Below are 21,613 nucleotides of genomic sequence, written 5' to 3' on the forward strand. Positions count from 1 at the left end.
ATGCAACTCGAAATAAAAGATCTTCATAAGACGTATGCCAATGGCAAACAGGCTTTGAAAGGCATCTCCCTGACCATTGGTAGGGGAATGTTTGGTCTGCTGGGGCAAAATGGTGCAGGCAAGTCTACACTCATGCGCACCATTGCCACTTTGCAGGAACCGGATAAAGGCAGCATTATGCTGGATGGAATCGATGTTCTGCGAAACCCTGCTGACATGCGAAAAATACTGGGTTATCTGCCACAGGATTTTGGTGTGTACCAGCATATATCTGCTATAGAAATGCTGGATCATATTGCAGAGATGAAAGGCATTTTGCATGCGGGCGACAGGGCAGATATCGTGAATGAATTACTCCTGCGTGTGAACCTGCATCATGTACGTAGAAAAAAACTCGGTACTTATTCCGGAGGGATGAAGCAACGTTTCGGTATCGCGCAGGCGTTGCTTGGCAGTCCGAAAGTGATCATCGTAGATGAACCTACTGCCGGCCTTGATCCATTGGAGCGGAACCGTTTTTATAATTTACTGAGTGAGATAGGGGAGAACACCATCGTCATTCTCTCCACACATATTGTAGAAGATGTGTCAACGCTATGCAATGACATGGCTATTATTGGAGATGGACAGGTGTTGCTGTATGGCAAGCCGGAAGAGATAGAACAGGCGTTGTCTGGTAAGTTGTGGGAGAAGGTGGTGAGCAAAGAGACCTTGCAGGAATATCGTTATGAAGGGATGCAGATCATTTCCAGTCGTTTTCATGCAGGCCGTCTGATCATTACCGTATTGGCAGATGCATCGCCAAATGAAGGTTTTGTCGCAAAGACACCATCGCTGGAAGATGCTTACTTCGAACAGTTAAAATGTTAATTATGTTTAGTACAGTGTTTAAATTCGAAGTCAGGCAGCAGTTCCGCAAGGCGTTTACGTGGATCTTTTTGTTGTTGATGGTGTTGCAGGGCGTATATTATATGCATCATGCGGGGGAGTATTTCAGTGCGGACAAGACTTTTGCAAATGCACCGGCGATATTGTATACCGTGATGGCAGGATTGGGATATATTGGTTTTATTGTCACCGCAATATTAGGTGGGGCGGCTTTGGGCAAGGATCTGGATAGCAGGACTACAGCGTTGTTGTATACGACAGGTGTACGCCAGTCCTCATTTTTTTGGGGTAGATATACGGGGGCGTTGCTGACGTTGTTGTTGTTATATGGAGGGTACCTGGCCGGGATCTTATTGTATAATCTATTGCCGATACCGAATTTGGGTCCTTTTTCGGGAGGGGCTTTTTTGAAAGCGTTGGTATTGATCTTTTTGCCGAATGTGATTGTGTTGTATAGTTTGTGTTTTGCGGTGACTGTGTTTATGCGGAGTAGCAGGGCGGCTTATGGTGTGGCAATGGCAGGGATGCTGCTGATGATATTTGGAGAGACGACTTTTGATAGTGAGCCTAAGGGGACATTGCTGGATCCTACCGGGTTTTCAGTGTTGCATTATCAGTTATTGCATTTATCGCCTGAGGAGAAGAATATGTTTTCACCTGAGTTTGCGGGATTGTTGTTGTATAACCGGTTGATTTGGGGAGGGGTGAGTTTGGTGGCGGTGTTGTTGGGGTATAGGGTGTTTGCATTCAGGAGGTTTGGGGTAGTGAGGCAGGAGAAAGAGAAGAGGGAGCATGAAGGGCTTTCACCACAGTCAGTTTCGATGCATGCACCTGTCAGACATGTAACCACTTCCTTCTCATTAGCGACCGATTGGAAACATACCTTTACCCTTTCATGGCTGGCATTTAAAAGCGTGGTGCGTCCTATTGGATTTAGATTATTTCTCTTCCTCATATTTGTTATTTACATAGGTTATATGGCGGTATGGCAAGAGCAGTATTATTCCGCTGCCCCTACATTGCCCGTGACGGTAGTGATTACCGGTGTAACGGTTCCTTTATCCTTTTACCTGCTGTTGTTTATCATTATTAATACAACAGAATTATTGTTCCGGCAACAGGTTTCCGGTTTCTGGCAGATTGGAGATGCCTTGCCGATCCCTTCATGGGTGAATATTTTATCAAATGTATTTGCTATGTTGGGTGTGGTGATCCTGATGACGTTGTCTCTCCTGCTTTTTGGGATCATTGTACAGGTTTGTAAAGGATATTATCATTTTGAACTGGGTGTATATTTTGATGATCTATTTATCAGGTGGCTGCCTAAATACATTGGTTACATCCTGTTGACAGTCTTTGTAGCAGGTGTAACATCGAACCGGTATGCCACGCACTGGATCTGTATTTTATTTTTGGTGATCAGTACTGTACTCAATGAGATGGAGGTGATAGAACAGAGTCGTTTTAATTTCATCTTCTCACCGGGTAGTGGTATGCATACGGATATGAATGGGATGAGTTTCTTTGGTTTGGCGCATGGTTGGTATATGTTATACTGGTGTGCGTTGGCATTGGCATTGTTTACGATAGGGATGTGGGTATGGCAGCGGGGTACACCGGTATCATTGATTACAAGAATGAGAAGACGTAGACCATCTCCGGTGTTTTTATCCTTGTTTGTAATTGGGATTGGGTTATTCTTTTTTAGCGGAAATAAAATTTATGAAACGGTGAATGTGCAGAATAAGTTTCAGGCAAAATCCGTTTCACGGGCAGAGCAGGCATTTTATGAGAGGATGTATAAAAAATACGAGCATATAGTACAGCCGGAGGTAGAGGAGGTACAACTGGATTTGAACATTTATCCTGCTGATCGCAAACTGGATTATAGTGCGGTGTTGTTATTACGCAATCCATCTAATAGTATGATTGATACACTGCATTTGGAATGGATGGATTTTTCTGCGATAGATGTCATCAGGGGGGCGCGTTTAGTGCAGATGGATAGGGTATTGCGGCATGCGAAGTATGTTTTAGATGTGCCCTTGCAGCCTCATGATTCATTTACATTGGTGGTTAGCGGGCATCAGCAATATGCCGGTTTTACAAATAGTGATCCACAGGCGGGGCTGACGTTTAATGGTAGTTTTATAACAGAGAAGGTGATTCCGCATATTGGTTATGACAAAGATCGTGAATTGATAGCCAATAATTATCGTGAACAATTAGGGTTGGCGAAAATGGTTTCCCGCATTCCGCCGGTGACGGATACTTTTGCGGCAAAGCAGCGTTTTGCATCTACACAGGGTGGTGATATCAGGTATGTGTTCAATATTAGTACAGCGGAAAATCAAACCATTGTTGCACCGGGGGTTTTAGAAAAACAGTGGACTGAAGAGGGGCGAAATCATTATCGTTTTGTATCGGAAGGAATGGCGGTGTATGATTTCAGGATTTTGTCGGCGGCGTATGCGATGGAAAAGGATACCATGAGGATGCAGCAAATGCATCCGCAGAGCCAGCAAATGGATCCAGGGAGTTTGCAAACGCATCCGGTGAACCAGCAAAGAGATACAGTGAAGGTAAGCGGCCATCCGGTAGTGATTGAAGTCTATTATCACCCGGGGCATAGTTACAATATAAGATCTTTGCTGGCCGTAGCCCGTGAAGCATTAGGTACACTGGATACTATTTTAGGCCCTTACCCTTATACCACTTTACGCATCGCCGAAAAACCACATTATAATGAAGAAGCGTATGCTGCAGGTAATATCATGGTATTGCCAGAAAATCATGGCTGGATAGCAGATATTCGCAGACAGGATGATTTGGATTACCTTCGTTTTATTACAACAAAACTGATTGCGGAGCAATATATGCAGCAAGGGAATATCAGTCATACTGCCGGGTATCCTGTGTTGACGCATTCAGTGCCTGGGTATCTGGCATTACAGCAGTTGGCGAAGTATAATGGGAAAGCTTCCTTGCAGCGGCATTTGGGAAAAGATAGAGATAATTACCTGAAAGGCCGTGCGGCAGATCATAATGAAGAACCGTCTTTGTTGGATGCAGATGAAGAAGCGGCGTATGTGTATGATGAGAAAGGAGGCGCGGTGTTGTACCAATTGAGTGAAGTGGTGGGGCCGGATGTGATGAATAGTGTGGTAGCAGAGTTTTTGCAGCTGGCAAAGGGGGCAGGGAAAACGGTGAATGTAATGGATTTTTACCAGTTGTTGGAGGGGAAGGTGTCGGAGAAGGATCGTTCTTTCCTGGATAGAGGTTTTAGGGGGAAAGGAAACTTTAATATGCAATAGGTCATGTAAGGTTTTTATCAGGATAGCAAAGGATCATTCAGTGACCTTTGGATAGCAATAGGTCATGTAGCCATTTTTTGGATAAAAAACTATTAGCAGGTTTCAGCGTAACTCCGCCTTCGCTGGAACCTGCTTTTTTTTTGAAGCAGAACCATTAAAATTCTGATTACCTTTGCGCAGAATTTTGCCCTTTAAAACCGCATTCTCTTGTTCTCTCTTTATAAAAAAGCCTACGCTGGCCTTTCGACCTCCACCTGGATACTGGCTGTTGTACTCCTGATCAATCGCTGTGGTGCGATGGTTATCCCATTTATGACTGTGTACCTCACACAGCAGCTACACTTTTCCGTTCAACAGGCCGGTTTGGTCATGACCTGTTATGGTATAGGTGGCATTGTTGGTGCTTTTAGCGGCGGGCGGTTATCTGACCGGTATGGCTTTTATCCGGTGCAGTTCTGGAGTTTGTTGTTGCAGGGCTTGATCTTTTTAGTTTTGGGGCAGATGCATACACTCCTTCAATTCTGTATTTGTATATTTATCCTGAGTGCGGTGGGCGATGGATTTCGTCCGGCCAACACAGCTGCTACTGCTCATTACAGCAGTCCGGAAAACAGGACAAGGTCTTACTCCCTGAACAGGCTGGCTTCTAACCTGGGTTGGTCCATAGGGCCGGCAGTGGGAGGGATAGTGGCAAGTTATAGTTATCACCTGCTTTTTTGGGTAGATGGGTTGACTTGTGTGGTTGCTATAATCGTGATGCGGTTGATGATTCCGCCGGTACATGTGGCGGTAAAAAGACACGATGGCGAGTCTGCTGGTGCTGAAGGCGAAAGTGTAAACAATGGTAAATCCGGTAGTGTAAACAATGGCAAAATTGACAGTGTTGACAATGGTGAAACTGGACGCATAAACAAAGGTAAACGGGCCCGCGTAAACCAACCTAAACGTGATAGCGTTTACAAAGACAAAATTTACCTTGCTTTTATCGCCCTCAGTATTTTATTTACCACCGGTTTTTTACAACTCTCGACCATGGTGGCTTTATATTTTAAAGAAGTCCTCCACCTGGAAGAAGCACAGATCGGGATGGTCTTAGGCCTCAACGGTCTGCTTGTCGCTGCTATTGAAATGGTGTTGATCTATAAAATTGAAAATATGAAGCACCCACTGGAATTCATGACCCGTGGGGTGGCACTTGCCAGCCTTGCATACCTGAGTTTTAATATCCTGCCTGCAGCAGGTTTTGTAAGCATTGTATTCATCGTTTTATTTACCGCAGGCGAGATGCTGAGTATTCCGTTTATGACAGCCTTCTTTATCAGCAGGAGTGGAGAGCATAACCGCGGACAATATGCGGCATTGTATACCGTATCATTTGCGGTATCCACGATCCTGTCGCCGACTATCGGGTCTGCTACGATCGCCCATTTCGGGTTTAAGGTATGGTGGTATGTAGCAGCAGGTTTTTGTTTGATAGCAGCGGTAGGGTTTAATTTTTTATACCAGAAGGTGACTGCGAAAAAGGGCAGTTATGCGGTGTGAGAGCCTTACATTTTTCATACTTGTTTTGGGTACAAAAAATATAAAAAAAGTTGCTCTTTCCAGGGCAAATCAGACTACTCAAAATTCAAATTTATTTTGAGTGTAGAAAGCAATATTATCGCTTCGGCATAAGCAAAAATCTGCGCTATTCTAACTTTACTTCTCTCACTGTTTCATTCCCGGGCAGATCAACCGCCACGACTATAATTTTACCACCCGGCGGCCGGCTGGCCACCTTGTAATACCAATCCACGCCGTTCCTGCCTACAACAGCGGCGCCTCTTTCCAGTATTTCACCATCCGCATCGAGTACCCGCACGGTCACTTCTGCTACCCTGAATTCATCTTTTGCAGTTACCACTACAGTATCATCTTCGAACCGGATATTCTGCACTTCAGGAGATTTGTAAGCATCCTTTACAGCCATATTATAGGCATTCTGCCCCGGCCCTGCCAATGACTTATAATAAGCCTTAATCTCCGGATCAAGCAGGATCGCCTTTGCATAAGCTGCGGCTACTTTCATCTTATACCGGGCTTCCAGTTGCTTTTTCGTTGGCTTATTCTTTGACGGGCCGCGTTTTTTGGCAATGATAATCTGGTCATTCCGTTCGTAAATCGTGAATTGATTGCCGAGGGTGCCCCGCACGGCATGAAGGAGTAAATTGTCTTTTACAAGCGCCATAACAAACATTTTGAGGTTACAGTAACAAAGGTAAAATCTTCTTCCGGATTATAGTACTACTATAGCACTAATTGAGTACTAATACATCACTAAAAGGGCACTTCAATATCGATTCGATATTGAAGTGCCCTTTTAATGTACTTATGATGTACTTATAGAATTATAGTCATGGTATAGCTTCATTAACTATTTGGAGTAATGCTGATTGACTATGTAGGGTGCAACGCTATTCAGTAAAATTTAGAGTTCATTACTTATCATAGCCGGGAATTGGTAGAAACCACGAATACCCTGTTTACTACTTATTCTGAAAATAAATAATTGAAAGAAATTAACTATCTGATAATTAATCAATTATCACATCAACGTGTTATATGCTGTCAATTTTTTCTACTCTATATTTACATCGTAACCTTGAGTATTGTTGTTGACGTTATATCCCGTTACTGTGAGTAAATACCCGTGAGCGTCAGAATGCGAAAATTTTAATAATCCCGTAATAAAGTAATCAAATACCCATATGTGTGAACTTATTATTCCGTAGCAGTACTGAATAAAATATTCTGTATTCAGTCATTTCATTTATCCATTTAAGAGGGACTAATTAGCTCCTGCATAGCAGGGGGAAGGGGTTTTATTGTTTAAAAATTTAAACATGGGACATTATTTAGTATTTGCATGCCTGCTTGTGTCTGCACACCAGGTCATGGCGCAATCTCCTATGCGCGTAACACCAGATTCCATAAAAGTAACAAATGCAGAAGTCGTTGTTCGTAATGCAACTAAGGATATTCCCGGATATCTGTATAATAACGGAAATGGTACTACGGCTTTTAAAATAACAGGGAAAGCTATTCAGTTTACAGTCGGTAATGCCGGATTCCCTGCTGCGGGCGATTCTATTTATATCAGCAGTGAGCTTGTTAAAAGAAACGTCAAAGTATGGCGTTATGGCCTGTTACAACCTGCCAATAGCTCAAGTGGCGTCAGCATCGATACGCTGGCAGGAAAGGTCATTTTCCGTCCTGCGCTTACGCTAAAGGAAAGAATATATATAGAAGCCTTAAATAGTGTAGATCTCTCTTTATAACATTTGTCATGTGTATGCGAAATAAATTGCTGATAATCCCGTTCCTGCTGCTTTCTATTGCAGCTCTTGCCCAGACTTCACTTAAAGTAGATCCTGACTCTGTCAAGTTTGTTAATACTGAACTTGTATTAAGAAACAATACAAAGGATATAAACGGTTTCCTGTATAATACTGGCAATGGAAAAACCGTATTCCGAAAATTAGGGAAAGGAATACAGTTCCGGGTTGGCGCTACAGGCTTCCCGGTAGCTGGTGACAGTATTTATCAGAATACCGTATTGTCCAACTATTTCCTGAAAGTTTTACGCAACGGGTTACTCCAATACAGAGATACTGCGCAAGGCGTAAAAGTAGATGAAAATACGGGTAAGATTACATTTTACCCCGTACTGCAAACCAATGATGTTATTTATATAGAAGCGCTAACCGGTATAGATTTCTCTCTCAATGGCAGCGCTGCAAATGGTAGTGTAAGTAACACTGACTCGTTAAAATTGAATGCAGGAATATTCGATAACGGGAATAAAACTTTCACGCTTCGCTGGCTTACAAATGCCAAGTCATTATATATTGGGCCAAGAATAGTAGGCATAGGTTCTTCCACTTTGGCCGGATATGGATTGACTGCACCAGACAGGTTAGGCGATAAAATATTAGCATGGCTGACAAACAATACATATGGCGCTGTATGGGAAAACCTCTCTGTAGCAGGCTATTCCAGTACTGATGTGCTGCCTGTTGCTAATGGCGGAGTACTGGGGCATAATATTGAATCCGCTTTAACCTCAAACCCGGATTTTATATTTGTTTCATTGCCTACAAATGATCCATCTGCCGGCATATCTGTTAATCAGAGTATTGCTAATCTGAAGAAAGTAGATTCGCTGGCTATTGCAAAGGGTGTTCCTGTATTCTTTGAAACAACCCAGCCAAGAACTACCTACAACGAAGCCCAGCAGCTCATGCTTAAACAACTGGCCGACAGTATCAGGGCCATCTGGCCCAAGCGTTATGTTGAAGGGTTTAAAGATGTCGTAGACCCTGCTACCACCGCAGCTATTTTGCCACAATATAACAATGGCGATGGTGTACACCTGACAAGCGCCGGTAATCAGTTTATTGCCAATAGCCTATTCGATAGATGGCTGGAATATTTTCAGCCGGTAAAAACTGTAAAAAGATATCTCGTAGATTCATCGTTGGACAAGTCTGCCTGGTCCCAGTTTAAAATAGAAACAGAACCCAATATTGTAAAAAACAACTACGCCCGTTTTAATGATAACAAACAGTATTTCCGGGTCAGGGCTGAGCTAAAGGATGGCACCTATACCTCATATTCCAATGTTGCCACTTTGGATCAGATTAATAATCCTACACTACCCGGTGTGAACGATTACACCTACAGGTTATTGATAGACCTGGGAGGTGATGGTCTGACTACCCTCAATGGCTCTAACCAGGTGGATGGTAAACCAACACCATCACCTGATAATGCCGGCAAATACTGGAATAACTGGTATGGCGTAGGCGGCGTAGCCGGGTTTGCTGATAAATCCGCATTCAATGCATTGAGAACTACTACCAATGAGGCTACTGCCATGAGCGTGCAGATCATTGGATTACCGCAGGGTACATTTGGAACCTCTGATACTAAATCCATCAACTATAACGGTTTCAATGTCGCAGTTGGAGATTATCCATCTCAGGCTGTTTATGACAATATGTTTATTCATTCTTCCGTCAATCCGGATGGGATTATTATGAGAATAAAGGGGCTTGCAAAAAACAATACCTATTATATAAAATTATGGGGTGCCAGACTGGATGATGCGTCTACACCAAGAACATTGCAGGCGAAACTGGGATCCGAAACATGGACCACTGCTCAATCTGTTGATACTAAATATGCCACTACCGGTACAGGTGAATACAGCCGGGCAGTCACCTTTAATTACATCTCCGATCTGGATTCATTAGATATCAATCTCCGCACAGGTGGCACCAGTACATTTGCACACGTTAGTATCGTTGATATTGGCGTAGTTGGCCCATTGCCACTGATTCCCCAGATAAAACTGAGAGATACCAGTACAACCGCCAGTACACTCACTCTTACAGCGAATCCTATTAATGGAGCAAGCATCGCTTCGTTTAACTGGAGCCAGATATCAGGACCTAATACTTCTACAATTGCAGCCACTACCAGCGCTACCGCCAGTATCTCTGGTCTGACCAACGGCACCTTTATTTATAGGGTTACCGGTACTGATACCTCAGGAAAAGTATTGAGCACAGACGCTACTGTGAAAGTATACCCTGATAATGGTGGCAAAAAGACGCTTAGAGTACACTTCAGTAAAACTGCCGTATCCAGCATTCCCGGCTGGTTTAATGTGTATGGCCAGGTGGCTGGTACCCATATCATAGCTACCGATACTGTCACTAACTGGACGATTGATAACGTCAGTGATGCCACCACTTATTGGGCACCATACGCCGGCAATAGCTCATCGAATACAGATGGTTCTACCACAGGCAATAATAGCGGTGTCGTTCCGGATATCGTATTACAGGGCTTATGGTATAACTACAGCCTGAAGTATGCAGCAGGCATGGACAACCTGCTCATTAAAGGTCTGAACCCCAGCAAAACTTATACGATCAAATTGTATGCTTCCCGCAATACCACTGCTTCTGCTCCAAGATATGGTGCATGGAGAGTAAACGGAGGTTCTGAAATACTACAGAACGCTCTTGGAAATACAACAGGAGAAACGACCGTGTCAAGTGTTTCGCCTGATGCCAGTGGTGTGATCAAATTGTCTGTGCATGCACCAACCAGTACCACCTATGGTTCTTTTTCTTACATCAATGGTTTAATCGTTCAGGAGAATTAAATCTTTTCTTATGCATGTGATCCCTAAAGTGGTCAGTCTGCTGGTACTTTTTATTAGTACCTGTGCTATTGCTGCGGATACCTTACCCGATCCATTGAAAGGGGTCGTATTAAAGCAGGCAGTGATGGACTCATTGAATACGAGATATGCTGGTATACATAATCAGTTTGTTCCTGGTAGCCTGCCCTTTAGCCGGTTGGGATTGGACAATCTTCAACCAGGTGCACGTCAGGAATTTATGCAATATCTGAATGCCGGCAATGGGAAGGCTGGCATTAACCGGATGCAACGAATGTTCACTGGTTTTCATGACAGCCTGAAGCTGGCCGGATTTATTGATAATAAACTAAGAGGATTCTATGCCCTCAAACCCCAATCACCCGTACATCTGCCGGGTATACCCCAGAATACACTCAAGGGCATCAGCTGGCAAACGATCTATAGCGATACGACTGCTCTGTTATCTCCCTGGTGGAATGAAGGGATCATCCAGGATCAGGTGACTATAGGAAGTATCCCGGTGCAATTTAATTATTCTACAATTTCTGGTTATAACGACGGACTAAAAGATGCGCAGTTTTTGAAACTGAATTTTGACAAACAGGCCTACCTGGATAAAGTCAATCAACAACTACAGCAATCTTATGACCTCAACAAATATTTCCTTGATGATATCGACATCAAAAGCAGCATTCAATCTTACCTGACCACTCAGCTCTCTGCCTATGATAGTCTGAAAGGGCATATATCTCCTGATCAGGTGATGTTTTTGGATAGTTCACAATTAGTGAATGCATTACAGCATACCCCACAGGCATATCAGGAAAAAGTGATGGCATTGAAACAGCAACTGGGAAATGTGAAAGAAATGAACCAGCTGGCAGGTGCACAAAAAGCAGCACAGCAGCGTATTGCATCTGTATTACAGCATCCTGAAAATGCATCCCGCATAGCACCTGATCTACTTAATATGAGTTCGCTTCAGCGATTTATGATGAGTGTGAAAGAATTGAAAGCGGGAAGCATAGGCACCTTGTCAGATGTATTTATGACAGGGGCAGCCGGTTCCTACCTTAAAAATAACAGGTTTATTATGCTGGCGGCTGGTAAAGCTAACGAATTAGGTATTCAGGATGTGGGCATGCAATCATCTACCGGGAATAGTTCATATGCGATGCAATACCTGCGAATGGGGCGTGGTGATGTTGGCGCTAAACAAACCCATGTCTCCGTACTGAATGCAAATGCAAAAGCCCAGTCGAATAATGGATTTAACACGGCTGTTATCAGCAGGAATGTATTCGTTGGATCCATTTCTAAACAATGTGATCTCGGCAGCCTGGGTAAAATTGATATTGACGTTTCAAAATCCTCCAGCAGTTTTAATGATGCTGCGGCTGTATCAAAATCGGCTGCTTCACATTTTATGGATGACCTCTGGGCAACCGCTTCTATCGGATTGGCATACTCCGGAGATGTGAGCAAATGGGGGCTTTCACAAAAAGTATATATGAACTATTCAGGGTTAGGCTATGTAAATCCCGGTAGCCCCTTTGGCAGCCGGGGCGTACTGCAATATGGTTTGATGTTGCGCCGCAACTGGCTAAAAAACAAAGCCGCCGCCACCATAAGAATGGATATGAGAAACCAGGCAGTTTCGCCCCTGACAGATGACAGGCGCAGGAGTCTGCAATTCTCTGCTGACGCCCGTTATCGTTTTACCCGCAAACTGACTATCAGTATGAACCTGCTACAAAATACACTGCGGGAAAATGGAGTGACCGCATTTCTCAATAGAAAACTTTCCGTCATGTCTCAGGCAAATGGCAAAATAGGCGGCATACCATTTACAAATAATTCTTCTTTAGGCATCCAGCAAATGAATTACCAGGATTTAAAGAGCCTGTTTATAAACCTATCCAGCATGCACACCTTTATGGCAGGACCGGGTATGGTAATAACGAATATCTATTACAACAGAGATGTACATGATGCTGCTATTTATAATAACCTTTTAAATATAGATGCAGGTTATCAATATATACTATGGAAAAAAATCTCCTGTGGCAGTGCGCTTATTTACATGGATAGTAAGGATGTAGTCCGGCAAATAGGATTGCGTCAGCAGGTATCTGCACAGTTATTCAAACGGTGGAGTCTTGCCCTGTCCGCAGATGGCAGAAAGAACCTGACGAATACGCCTGCCAATTTCTACTATGGCAGATTTAATACGACCACCTCTTTGCATTACCAGATAAACTAGCACCATGAAAAGAGTAATATTCACCGCATTGTTTACCTGCTTATGTATAGTCGTAAAGGCACAGCTGACTATTGCCTTTATGCCGGAGGTGCAGGGGCGCACGATCGATGGTGTCTGGAAGGCACGCATTGGCAATAATGGCGCCCGGCAAACAGTTAATCTCAAAATAATAATCACAGAGGCATCCACAGGTACTGTGCTCACCATTCAAACACCACCTTTTGAACTATTACCAGGTGTCAACAATATACCTGCCAGTGCAGCCTATAATGCATCGGTAGCATTCGCCAATAATAAACTGGCTACTGTCATTAGTCAGAGTGGTTTTTTCCCGGCAGGAGACTATGATTATTGTTTTCAGTTATACGAAGGTGTATCTCATAATGGTTCCTTATCAGGCGATCAATGCTTTAACTATAACCTGGAGCCATTCAGCAGTCTGCAACTCATTCAGCCCTATGATGGTGATAAGATATGTGACAAACGCCCGGCCTTTTCCTGGCAACCTCTTATACCAGCTATAAACGGTGTGCAATACAGAATGATCCTTGTAGAAGTGAAAGATGGTCAGCAACCCGTAGAAGCTATCAGGAGCAACCTCGCAATAATTAATCAACGGAACATTCCCATGCCCCTGCAATTATATCCTTCTATAACGAATGAACTGGTGGAAGGAAAGAAATATGCATGGCAGGTAGCCGCTTATAGGAATGATCTAATCCTTGCTGAATCTGAAATATGGGATTTCAATATTGACTGCGAAAAAGATTCTACAAGTACATCCAGAGAAGCATTCAGAAACATAGAAGATTTAGCCAAAGGCAATTTTTATATAGCAAGAGGGGAGTTGCTATTTGCATTTAACAATACTTATGAAGCGACCACTCTTCAATACACTATTCGTTGCCTGACTAAGCCAGAACAACAGGTAACAAAACTGCCAAAGGTAAAAGTAACAAGAGGTAGAAACCAGGTGGTGATTGATCTTTCTGATAATAAATCATTCACTGATAGCTATTTCTACATCATGAATGTGAAGTTGCCTGATGGAGAGGAAAAACAATTAAGGTTTATCTACAAAAATGCAGAATGAGAAATAAAGTGATCATCACAGCCTTGTTGCTGATATGTTGTGCCTGTAAAAAAGGAAAGAAGGAGCTGTTGGTTCAGGAAAAAAATATTAATGGCTTTTCACTGAGCCTGCAGTATTTGCCATCTGATGACAAAGACCTGCTTCGTTTCAGGTTGAATATTAACAACAGTAACGGTTCTCCATTGAAAAATACAGATCATCTCAGGTTCAATTATGGCCTGGATACCCTATTCTCTTTTGTTAATGTAAAAGATACCCTGCACCCGGTAGACGTGATCAGGGTGGCCAATGGGAATATGAACGGGATTGAATACCTGCTGTTATTTAACCGCCCCAATGCTTTTTCCCAGGTAAACTGTGAGTTGGTATTTAAAGACTGGCTTTTTACCAATCAGTTAATGAGTTTCCCATTAGAGGGTAGCGCTATTGCACATGTAGATTCATTCAATCAGCAGATATGATTATCAGCAATACTAGTAGCCGTACGAGAATCGCCTGTTTTTTCCTCGCTTTGCTTTTCATACAGAGCATATACCCCTCTGTTGCATGGGCATTGACCTCTGGTCCTGCACAGCCGGAAGCCAAACAATTTATGCAGGCAGGTACCAGTGATATGGTAGACCTTTCAACAGGTAACTTCAAATATAATATCCCGCTGCTGGACGTTGAGGGGTATCCAATCAATCTCAATTACCAGTCTGGCATTGGGATGGATGACGAAGCCAGCTGGGTGGGTCTGGGGTGGAACCTGAACACAGGAGCGGTGAACAGACAGCTGCGCGGTCTGCCTGATGATAGCTATGGAGACAGTGTGTTGACTTCAAATTATATGAAGCCCAAGATCACGGTGGGTGCGCGGCTGACGGTGCGGGGAGAGCTCTTTGGTAACTCTTCTGTAGGCCTGGAAGGCTCCTTATCTGTCGGTATCTTCAGTGATAACTATACAGGGATAGGCGCAGAAGTGGGTGCTAACGCTGGTCTCAGCCTATCATTGACAAATTCTTCTGCTTATACCCCCGGAATTGGCCTTGGACTGGGTGTGAATTCCAATACATCCGATGGGGTATCGGTAACTCCTTCCGTATCCTTATCATTATCCCACAGAATGGCAGGATATGGTTCCACATCCTCCTCGCTTTCCATGAACCTGGGATATAATACCCGGGAAGGACTGAAATCATTGACATTAGGTTCTTCCTTTTCGTTTAAAGGAAGCAAAGAAGATCAGGACGAGGATGGAAAAGGTCAAAGTGCCAGTATGTATGTAGGAGGTGTTACCAAAAATTATAATACTCCTCCTTTTTATCCTAAATCTGAAATCTCTTTTAAATCCGCCAATTATACATTCAGTGGTGATATTGGTGGCACGGCATGGGGAGTATACGGCGGTGTAGGTGTGACTGGCTACAAAACAAAAAGGGAAGTTAAAAACCAGTTACAATACAACCCGACATATGGGTTTTTATACGCAGAAAAAGGAAAAGATGTACCAGCAGCCATGATGGATTTTATGCGTGAAAAAGATAATCCAGTGGACACATCTATGCATAACCTGGCTTTACCCGTGGCTACTCCTGATCTTTTCTCTTATACCAGTCAGGCTGGTGGTGGACAGATCCGGCTGTACCGGAACCACAGCGGGGTATTCTTTGATAACCGCACGCAGGACGTAACAGACAATACATCTGCCAGTGTGGAATACGGTGCCGGGGCCTATTTTCATGGAGGTGTTTCTATTTATAACCAGGACATCAGCAGCACCAATGGTAAATGGCAGGCAGCAAATGACTTTTTGGCGAAGGGTGACTTTGTACAAAGAAGTAATGTAGGAGAGGAGGAAGCATATTTCAAACATACCGGTGAACAGCAGTTGGAGGATCCGGCATTTTTTAACCGTATCCTGGGAGAAAGAGCTGTCAGCGTACCACTGGATGGGAAGAGTGCACAGGGAAAACTGAGGGACAGTGCAGGGATAGTTACTCCTTCCGCACCTTATAAACGTTCCGGCAGGCAGATCAGAAATGCACCGGTGATGTACCTGACTGCCGGGGAAGCTGCGCAGGCTGCATTGGATAAGAAGATCAGGAATTACGCTTTTAACGTTTATAATAGTTTCGCCACCGCGTCCTGTAGTGAGCTATCGTATACTGAAGAAGAAAGAGTGAACTCATTCAGAAAGGATCATCATATTTCTGAAATGATGATTACCGGTGGTGATGGAAAACGAATGGTATATGGCTTGCCGGTTTATAACAAACAACAGGTGGAATACTCATTTGCCACCAATAAAGATTCACTGCAGGCAGACAAAAATATTGTGAAATTCCCTGTTGAAAAGGGAGAACCAGGTCATGTACCAAAATCCGGAGGGTCATCGCTTACCAATGAATATTTCCATAAAGAAGTGCAGCCCGCTTATGCAACATCCTATTTGTTGACGGCTATCCTGTCTCCTGATTATGTAGATGTAACAGGTGATGGTGTGAGTGAGGATGACAGGGGCACTGCTATAAAGTTTAACTATTCAAAGGTCAATAAGGACTTTCACTGGCGTACCCCCTACGGCACGAGAACGGCCAACTACAACCGTTCGCTCAATGCGGATCCTGATGATGATAAGGCATCTTTTGTATATGGAGAAAAAGAACTGAGATACCTGCACTCCATTGAAACAAAAAATATGATCGCCTATTTTATCACAGCGGACAGAATGGATGCCCTGGGCTGCGATCTGTATGGAAATATGGATACGACTGTCAAACAGAAATACCTGAAAGAGATCAGGCTGTATGCGAGGAGTAATTTGAAAACCCCCGTAAAAACGGTCGTGTTTGAATATGATTCATCTCTGTGTCAGGGCATACCGAATAGTATACATGGCTGGGGAAAACTGACGCTTAAAAAAGTTTATTTCAAATATGCCAGCTCAGGGAAAGGAGAACAGAATGCATATTCCTTTAACTACAACGATGGCCAGACATATGCCTACCTGTCGTCAGACCGCTGGGGAACCTTAAAACCTTCTAACACGAACAGCCTGGATAATTTTTCCGGGTTAGCGAATGATGAATTCCCCTATACTACCCGGGATTCTGCCAGGGCAGCACAAAATGCTTCCATGTGGCATTTGTCTGAAATCAAACTACCATCAGGAGGGGTGATTAAGGTCACTTATGAATCAGATGATTATGCTTATGTACAGAACCGGCGTGCGATGGAAATGGTGAAAATAGCCGGTATGCTGGATGGTGATAATAATGCTACCACCTCACTCCGGGATGCTAAGTTGTTTCAATTAACTGTTCCAAAGATACCGGATGTATCAGTAGCGAATGATCCGGATCTATTAAAGCAGTGGTTTATCAACACATACCTGAATGGTTCTGGTTATCTCTATGCGAAGGTATATGTTAACCTGACAGATGATGTAAATGCAACAACAGAAAATAAGTTTGAGTTCGTACCTGTATATGGAAAGATAGCTTCTGTAAAATTTGACGGAAATACCGCTATCATCGGGATGGAAAATGATACAGAAGGCAACCCTGGTGTTAATCCTTTTATCAGTGCTGCCTGGCAGCGCATGCGGCTGGAGCTGCCGCGTTATGCCTATCCAGGTTATAATAATCGTATCAATGATGACAGACCCGTCACTGCCGCAGTAAAAGCCTTGGGTAATTCCATTAAAAACCTTTCTGAACTATGGGAGAATTTTAATAAGAAAGCTTACCGGAAAAAGTTTGCTGCTAAAATAAACCTGAATAAAAGTTTTGTAAGAATTGCAAAACAGGATAAACCGAAACTGGGAGGTGGTGTTCGTGTAAAGCGGATTAAACTGCAGGACGAATGGGCAGAACAAGCTGCTGCTTATGGGCAGGAATATGAATATACGACTATACAGAATGGTCAGCGCATCAGTAGTGGTGTAGCCTCTTATGAACCGGCTGTGGGGGGTGATGAAAACCCTATGCGTCTGCCGGTAGCATATACCCAGGATGTAAAGTGGGGACTTAATAATTATTTCTACCTGGAAGAACCGATGGGGGAATCTTTCTTCCCGGCGCCCCAGGTGGTATACCGCGAAGTGAAGGTGAAAAGCCTCGGGGCGAATGGTGTGGCAGACGAAGCGAATAAAACCGGTTGGCTAACTTATGAATTCTATACAGCAAAAGAATTCCCGGTTAGAATAGAGCAGACCATGCCGGAACAGGTGCTGAATAATCCTAAAACCTGGGCCAATTTCTTTGGTGGTAAATCTATTTATGAACTGACTATGTCACAGGGCTATGCCATTTTCCTGAATGACATGCATGGGAGGGCTAAGGCAGAAAGAGTGTTCAACCAATCCGGTCAGGAGATCTCCGCTACTGAATATTATTATAATGCTACTGAGGAAGGTGGAACTATGCGCTTATCAAACGTGGTAGATGTTGTTGATGAAACAGGTAAGATCACCAAAGATCAGGTGATTGGACGGGAGATAGAAATGTTTGCAGATATGCGTCAGTCAGAAATGAACAATACAGGTAAGAGTATTAATCTTGGTATAGATGTGATCCCTTTTGGGCCGTGGGTAGTTCCACTTCCGCATTTCCCCTGGTCTAAGAATGATGATTACAGGTTGTTCCGGTCTGCATCCATCGTAAAAACGATCGAGTATACTGGAGTGGTATCAAAAGTAGTGAAGCGAATAAATGGATCAAGTATTACATCAGTGAATGTTTTGTTCGATAAGAATACGGGTGGTCCGGTGGTTACGCAAAGTGAAAATGAGTTCAATGATCCTGTGTATACTACCAATATTCCGGCTTATTGGATGTATAAGCAGATGGGGATGGCTTACCAGAACCTCGGTTTGCTGATGGATAGTTTTACAACCGATGAAAATGCGCTCCCGGGTTCTTCTTATTTGAATTATTTGTCTCCCGGCGATGAACTGATCGATGTAATGACAGGAATGCGTATGTGGGTAGTGAATTCACCAACAAATACTTCCACCGTAAATAAGCTGCGTGTAATAGAGGCTTCCGGCAGAATTGTGAAATACTACCAGGGAACAGTGAAGATATGCCGGTCCGGCTATCGTAACCTGCTGGGGGCATCGGCTGCAGGCATGACCACCTTACAAAACCCGGTTTCAGGGAATGTGTTGAAGATGGTAAGTAATGAAGACCTGTCTGCCTACAAGGTATTAAATGCCTCTGCCATGCTGTATGCAGAGGCGTGGGGACAGGCGGCGGATTGTAATATAAAGAGTTGTCCGGAAGGGTATATAGAGGGACCGAACGGGGATTGTATGTTGCCAGCTACGCCTGCGGCAAGTGGGTTTGATTTTATACCTGGTGATTATTATAAAACCTATGGTATTAAAGGGGCTTATTGGTATGATAGCACCAGTAATAATCAGAAATTGATCCTTAGCGATACCACCTGGAAAAATCGTCTTAAAACGGCTGGTGTGTGGCTAAAACAGGCAAAGGATAATACCTGGTGGGGAATTGAAAAGTGCATTGATGTACCGGTCACAAAGAATTATTACATCGGTCATGCCGGGGATGACCTGATGCGTATTTATGTGGACGGCAGGTTGATCAAGGTGTTTACAGGCGAGGATCAGAATAACCAGCAGATCTGGAATATCCGTCAGGTAAAGTTGCCCGCCGGTAAGCATGTGATCCGCATGGATGCGTTGAACCTGTACTACCAGAAGGCTGCTGCCATGGAGATCTATAATACTGATTCGGCTACATTGCGGGCAGTCAACTCTGCCGCAGCGCTCAATAATATTACTCTTTTCTCTACTAAAAATGCTGCGACTGACAATAACCTGCTGGCATTTTACCTGGATGCTTCAGGCGGAAAAATATCAGTCAATTACAGGTGTTCGAATGGTGCAACGCCTGCCATGTGCGATGGTACGCCCAACTGTGGATTCAAACCTAAGGGTGCATGTCCGGATGGTTATACCAATACGGCAGATGGACAGGCATGTATACCTAACTCCACCACCGTAAGTGCCGATACAGGTTTGCTGGTAGCAGAAGGTAACCAGACGGGTGTTTATTCGAAGGAAGGAGCTGTATTTTATAACGTAGCGGGGACAGAAGATACCCGGCGAAAAAGTTCTATGTGGGGTACCGATAGCTGTCAGATCTATACTTTTTCGAGGGTAGGTCAGGTGACCGGTGCATCGGCAATAGAAGACTCTGTAGAGACCAGTGCTGCGAGATCATCCGGTTATTGTGGTATGTTGAATGCGACAGGTATCTGGTTAAGTAAAGCTTATGACCTGAAGTGGATAGGTGTTGAAGCATGTCTGAAAGTACCGGAAAGCAAATGGTACTATATAGGATATGGGGCGGATAATATGGTGAGGATATATATTGATGGAATGTTGTGGCGGGAAGAGCTGATGGAAAGTGCTACAGATTCAAAACCATTTGTATTGTGGAATGTACGGCCTGTATATCTTTCGGAGGGGCAACATATCATCACCATCGAAGCCTATAATTCGGCTGCTCAGCATGCAGTAGGTGTAGAAGTATATAATAATACGCTGGCGCAGTTGAATACAGACTATCCCAATTTAAACAGGATCTTCTCCACCAATGATCTGCTGACCGGCAAGCCATATAACTCCTATGTGAAAAATGTGAACGGTGTCATCGAAGCCCAGCGGTTCACCTGCTCAGGCGGACCTGTGAGCTTATGTGATAGTGTGGCTGGTTGTCCTGCTATTCCTAATGGCCAGGTACTGAATCCTTATGTAACCGGTTACCTGGGCAACTGGCTTCCCTGGAAGGAAATGGTATGGCTCACCTCCCGCACCGGGCAGGAGTTACCTGCAAATAATGCCGTGAAGGCAGATATACGGAATAATGGGGCCTATCAGCAGTTTAGTGCCTACTGGTTCTATAACAATGGCTGGGGGATGTCTACCAATAATGGGTGGGTCGTATCCAATACAATAGGTTTATATGATGAATACGCACAGGAGCAGGAAACGAAGAATGCACTTGGGATATATAGTGCCGTACGTTTTGGATTTAAATCTTCCCTGCCAGTGGCTGTAGGTGCCAATATGCGACAGCGAGAGATATTTTACGATGGGTTTGATGATTATAAATTCAACGCATCCTGTGTGAATGTGCTGCCCTGTAAGCCGGATGAATTTGATATCCGCAAGGCCCTGGGCGATAATTACGTGAGCCGGCTGGATAGTGTCAATGCGCATAGTGGTAATTATAGCCTGAAATTAAGCAGCCCGATTAACCTGAAAACATATGTATATGCCTACGAGCATACGCCAGGTATTTACCTGAACAATAACCAGTGGGGAGAGTATTTCCGTAAACCAGACGGATGGCTGGGCCTGCGCGGGTTCTGCCCTGTGACCAATCGCCGGTATATTTTCACAGCATGGGTAAGAGATGGACAACCGGCAAGTGCCAGTGCGGGCATTACGCTTACAGTGAATAACAATACAGTCGTCTTTAAAAAGAAAGCTGTAGTGGAAGGCTGGAAACTGGTAGAAGGTAATCTGGAGATTCCCACCTGGGTAGGTACGGGTGATATGGCTGCTGTAGATGTAACACTGAGCGGTGGAGCTAATGTGTCGATAGATGACATCCGCATATTTCCTTATGACGGACAGCTGAAGACTTTCACTTACGATGATAAAAATATGCGGGTGATGGCAGAGTTAGATGAGAATAACTATGCCACCTTCTATGAGTATGATGATGAAGGATCATTGATACGCGTGAAGAAGGAAACCGAGCGTGGTATTATGACTATTAAAGAAAACCGTTCTGCATTAAGAAAAAATTAATTGCTGGATT

10 protein-coding genes are annotated in these 21,613 nt (G+C 43.8%); 9 read left to right on the forward strand and 1 reads right to left on the reverse strand.

Annotated features, from left to right (window positions below):
* The 3 genes from QQL36_RS20880 (at position 1) to QQL36_RS20890 (ending at position 5,744) form a co-directional block, all read left to right on the forward strand.
* Entirely contained in the window at positions 1–870 is an 870-nt protein-coding gene (locus tag QQL36_RS20880) for an ABC transporter ATP-binding protein (RefSeq protein WP_321566657.1), read from the forward strand.
* Between the two features lie 2 nt (positions 871–872).
* Positions 873–4,202: a hypothetical protein gene (locus QQL36_RS20885; RefSeq protein ID WP_321566658.1), complete on the forward strand. Its 3,330-nt coding sequence runs from the start codon at positions 873–875 to the stop codon at positions 4,200–4,202.
* 207 nt (positions 4,203–4,409) lie between these two features.
* Positions 4,410–5,744 (forward strand): MFS transporter, encoded by a 1,335-nt coding sequence (locus QQL36_RS20890; protein ID WP_321566659.1) that lies wholly within the window; start codon positions 4,410–4,412, stop codon positions 5,742–5,744.
* A 145-nt stretch (positions 5,745–5,889) separates the two neighbouring features.
* On the opposite strand, the gene QQL36_RS20895 is transcribed toward QQL36_RS20890, so the two are convergent.
* On the reverse strand, positions 5,890–6,429 hold the full coding sequence (locus tag QQL36_RS20895) for a hypothetical protein (protein WP_321566660.1): 540 nt from the start codon (positions 6,427–6,429) through the stop codon (positions 5,890–5,892).
* A gap of 655 nt (positions 6,430–7,084) precedes the next feature.
* Here QQL36_RS20895 and QQL36_RS20900 point away from each other — a divergent pair.
* Genes QQL36_RS20900 through QQL36_RS20925 form a run of 6 tightly spaced genes read left to right on the forward strand, consistent with a single transcriptional unit; the run spans position 7,085 to position 21,603 of the window.
* Complete coding sequence (locus QQL36_RS20900) at positions 7,085–7,519, forward strand: hypothetical protein (RefSeq protein ID WP_321566661.1); 435 nt, start codon at positions 7,085–7,087, stop codon at positions 7,517–7,519.
* A 14-nt stretch (positions 7,520–7,533) separates the two neighbouring features.
* A complete protein-coding gene (locus tag QQL36_RS20905) occupies positions 7,534–10,416 on the forward strand; it encodes an SGNH/GDSL hydrolase family protein (RefSeq protein WP_321566662.1) in 2,883 nt (960 codons plus the stop codon).
* Between the two features lie 10 nt (positions 10,417–10,426).
* Complete coding sequence (locus QQL36_RS20910) at positions 10,427–12,679, forward strand: hypothetical protein (RefSeq protein WP_321566663.1); 2,253 nt, start codon at positions 10,427–10,429, stop codon at positions 12,677–12,679.
* Positions 12,680–12,683: 4 nt separating this feature from the next.
* The gene (locus QQL36_RS20915) at positions 12,684–13,772 is read left to right on the forward strand and encodes a hypothetical protein (protein ID WP_083727811.1); all 1,089 of its coding nucleotides are present in this window, start codon (positions 12,684–12,686) and stop codon (positions 13,770–13,772) included.
* The gene (locus QQL36_RS20920; RefSeq protein WP_083727809.1) at positions 13,769–14,233 is read left to right on the forward strand and encodes a hypothetical protein; all 465 of its coding nucleotides are present in this window, start codon (positions 13,769–13,771) and stop codon (positions 14,231–14,233) included. The genes QQL36_RS20915 and QQL36_RS20920 overlap by 4 nt, the downstream gene beginning before the upstream one ends.
* Positions 14,230–21,603, forward strand: a complete 7,374-nt coding sequence (locus QQL36_RS20925) for a hypothetical protein (protein ID WP_321566664.1) — start codon at positions 14,230–14,232, stop codon at positions 21,601–21,603. Before QQL36_RS20920 ends, QQL36_RS20925 begins: the two co-directional genes overlap by 4 nt.
* Positions 21,604–21,613: the final 10 nt, after the last annotated feature.

It is taken from the genome of Chitinophaga sp. LS1 (genome assembly GCF_034274695.1).
Classification (GTDB): Bacteria; Bacteroidota; Bacteroidia; order Chitinophagales; family Chitinophagaceae; genus Chitinophaga.

Excerpts from the sequence above, each read along its gene's own strand:
- QQL36_RS20915 (WP_083727811.1), top strand. The coding sequence starts at position 12,684 with ATGAAAAGAGTAATATTCACCGCATTGTTTACCTGCTTATGTATAGTC.
- QQL36_RS20880 (WP_321566657.1), top strand. The coding sequence starts at position 1 with ATGCAACTCGAAATAAAAGATCTTCATAAGACGTATGCCAATGGCAAA.
- QQL36_RS20900 (WP_321566661.1), top strand. The coding sequence starts at position 7,085 with ATGGGACATTATTTAGTATTTGCATGCCTGCTTGTGTCTGCACACCAG.
- QQL36_RS20885 (WP_321566658.1), top strand. The coding sequence starts at position 873 with ATGTTTAGTACAGTGTTTAAATTCGAAGTCAGGCAGCAGTTCCGCAAG.
- QQL36_RS20895 (WP_321566660.1), bottom strand. The coding sequence starts at position 6,429 with ATGGCGCTTGTAAAAGACAATTTACTCCTTCATGCCGTGCGGGGCACC.
- QQL36_RS20920 (WP_083727809.1), top strand. The coding sequence starts at position 13,769 with ATGAGAAATAAAGTGATCATCACAGCCTTGTTGCTGATATGTTGTGCC.
- QQL36_RS20925 (WP_321566664.1), top strand. The coding sequence starts at position 14,230 with ATGATTATCAGCAATACTAGTAGCCGTACGAGAATCGCCTGTTTTTTC.
- QQL36_RS20910 (WP_321566663.1), top strand. The coding sequence starts at position 10,427 with ATGCATGTGATCCCTAAAGTGGTCAGTCTGCTGGTACTTTTTATTAGT.
- QQL36_RS20905 (WP_321566662.1), top strand. The coding sequence starts at position 7,534 with ATGCGAAATAAATTGCTGATAATCCCGTTCCTGCTGCTTTCTATTGCA.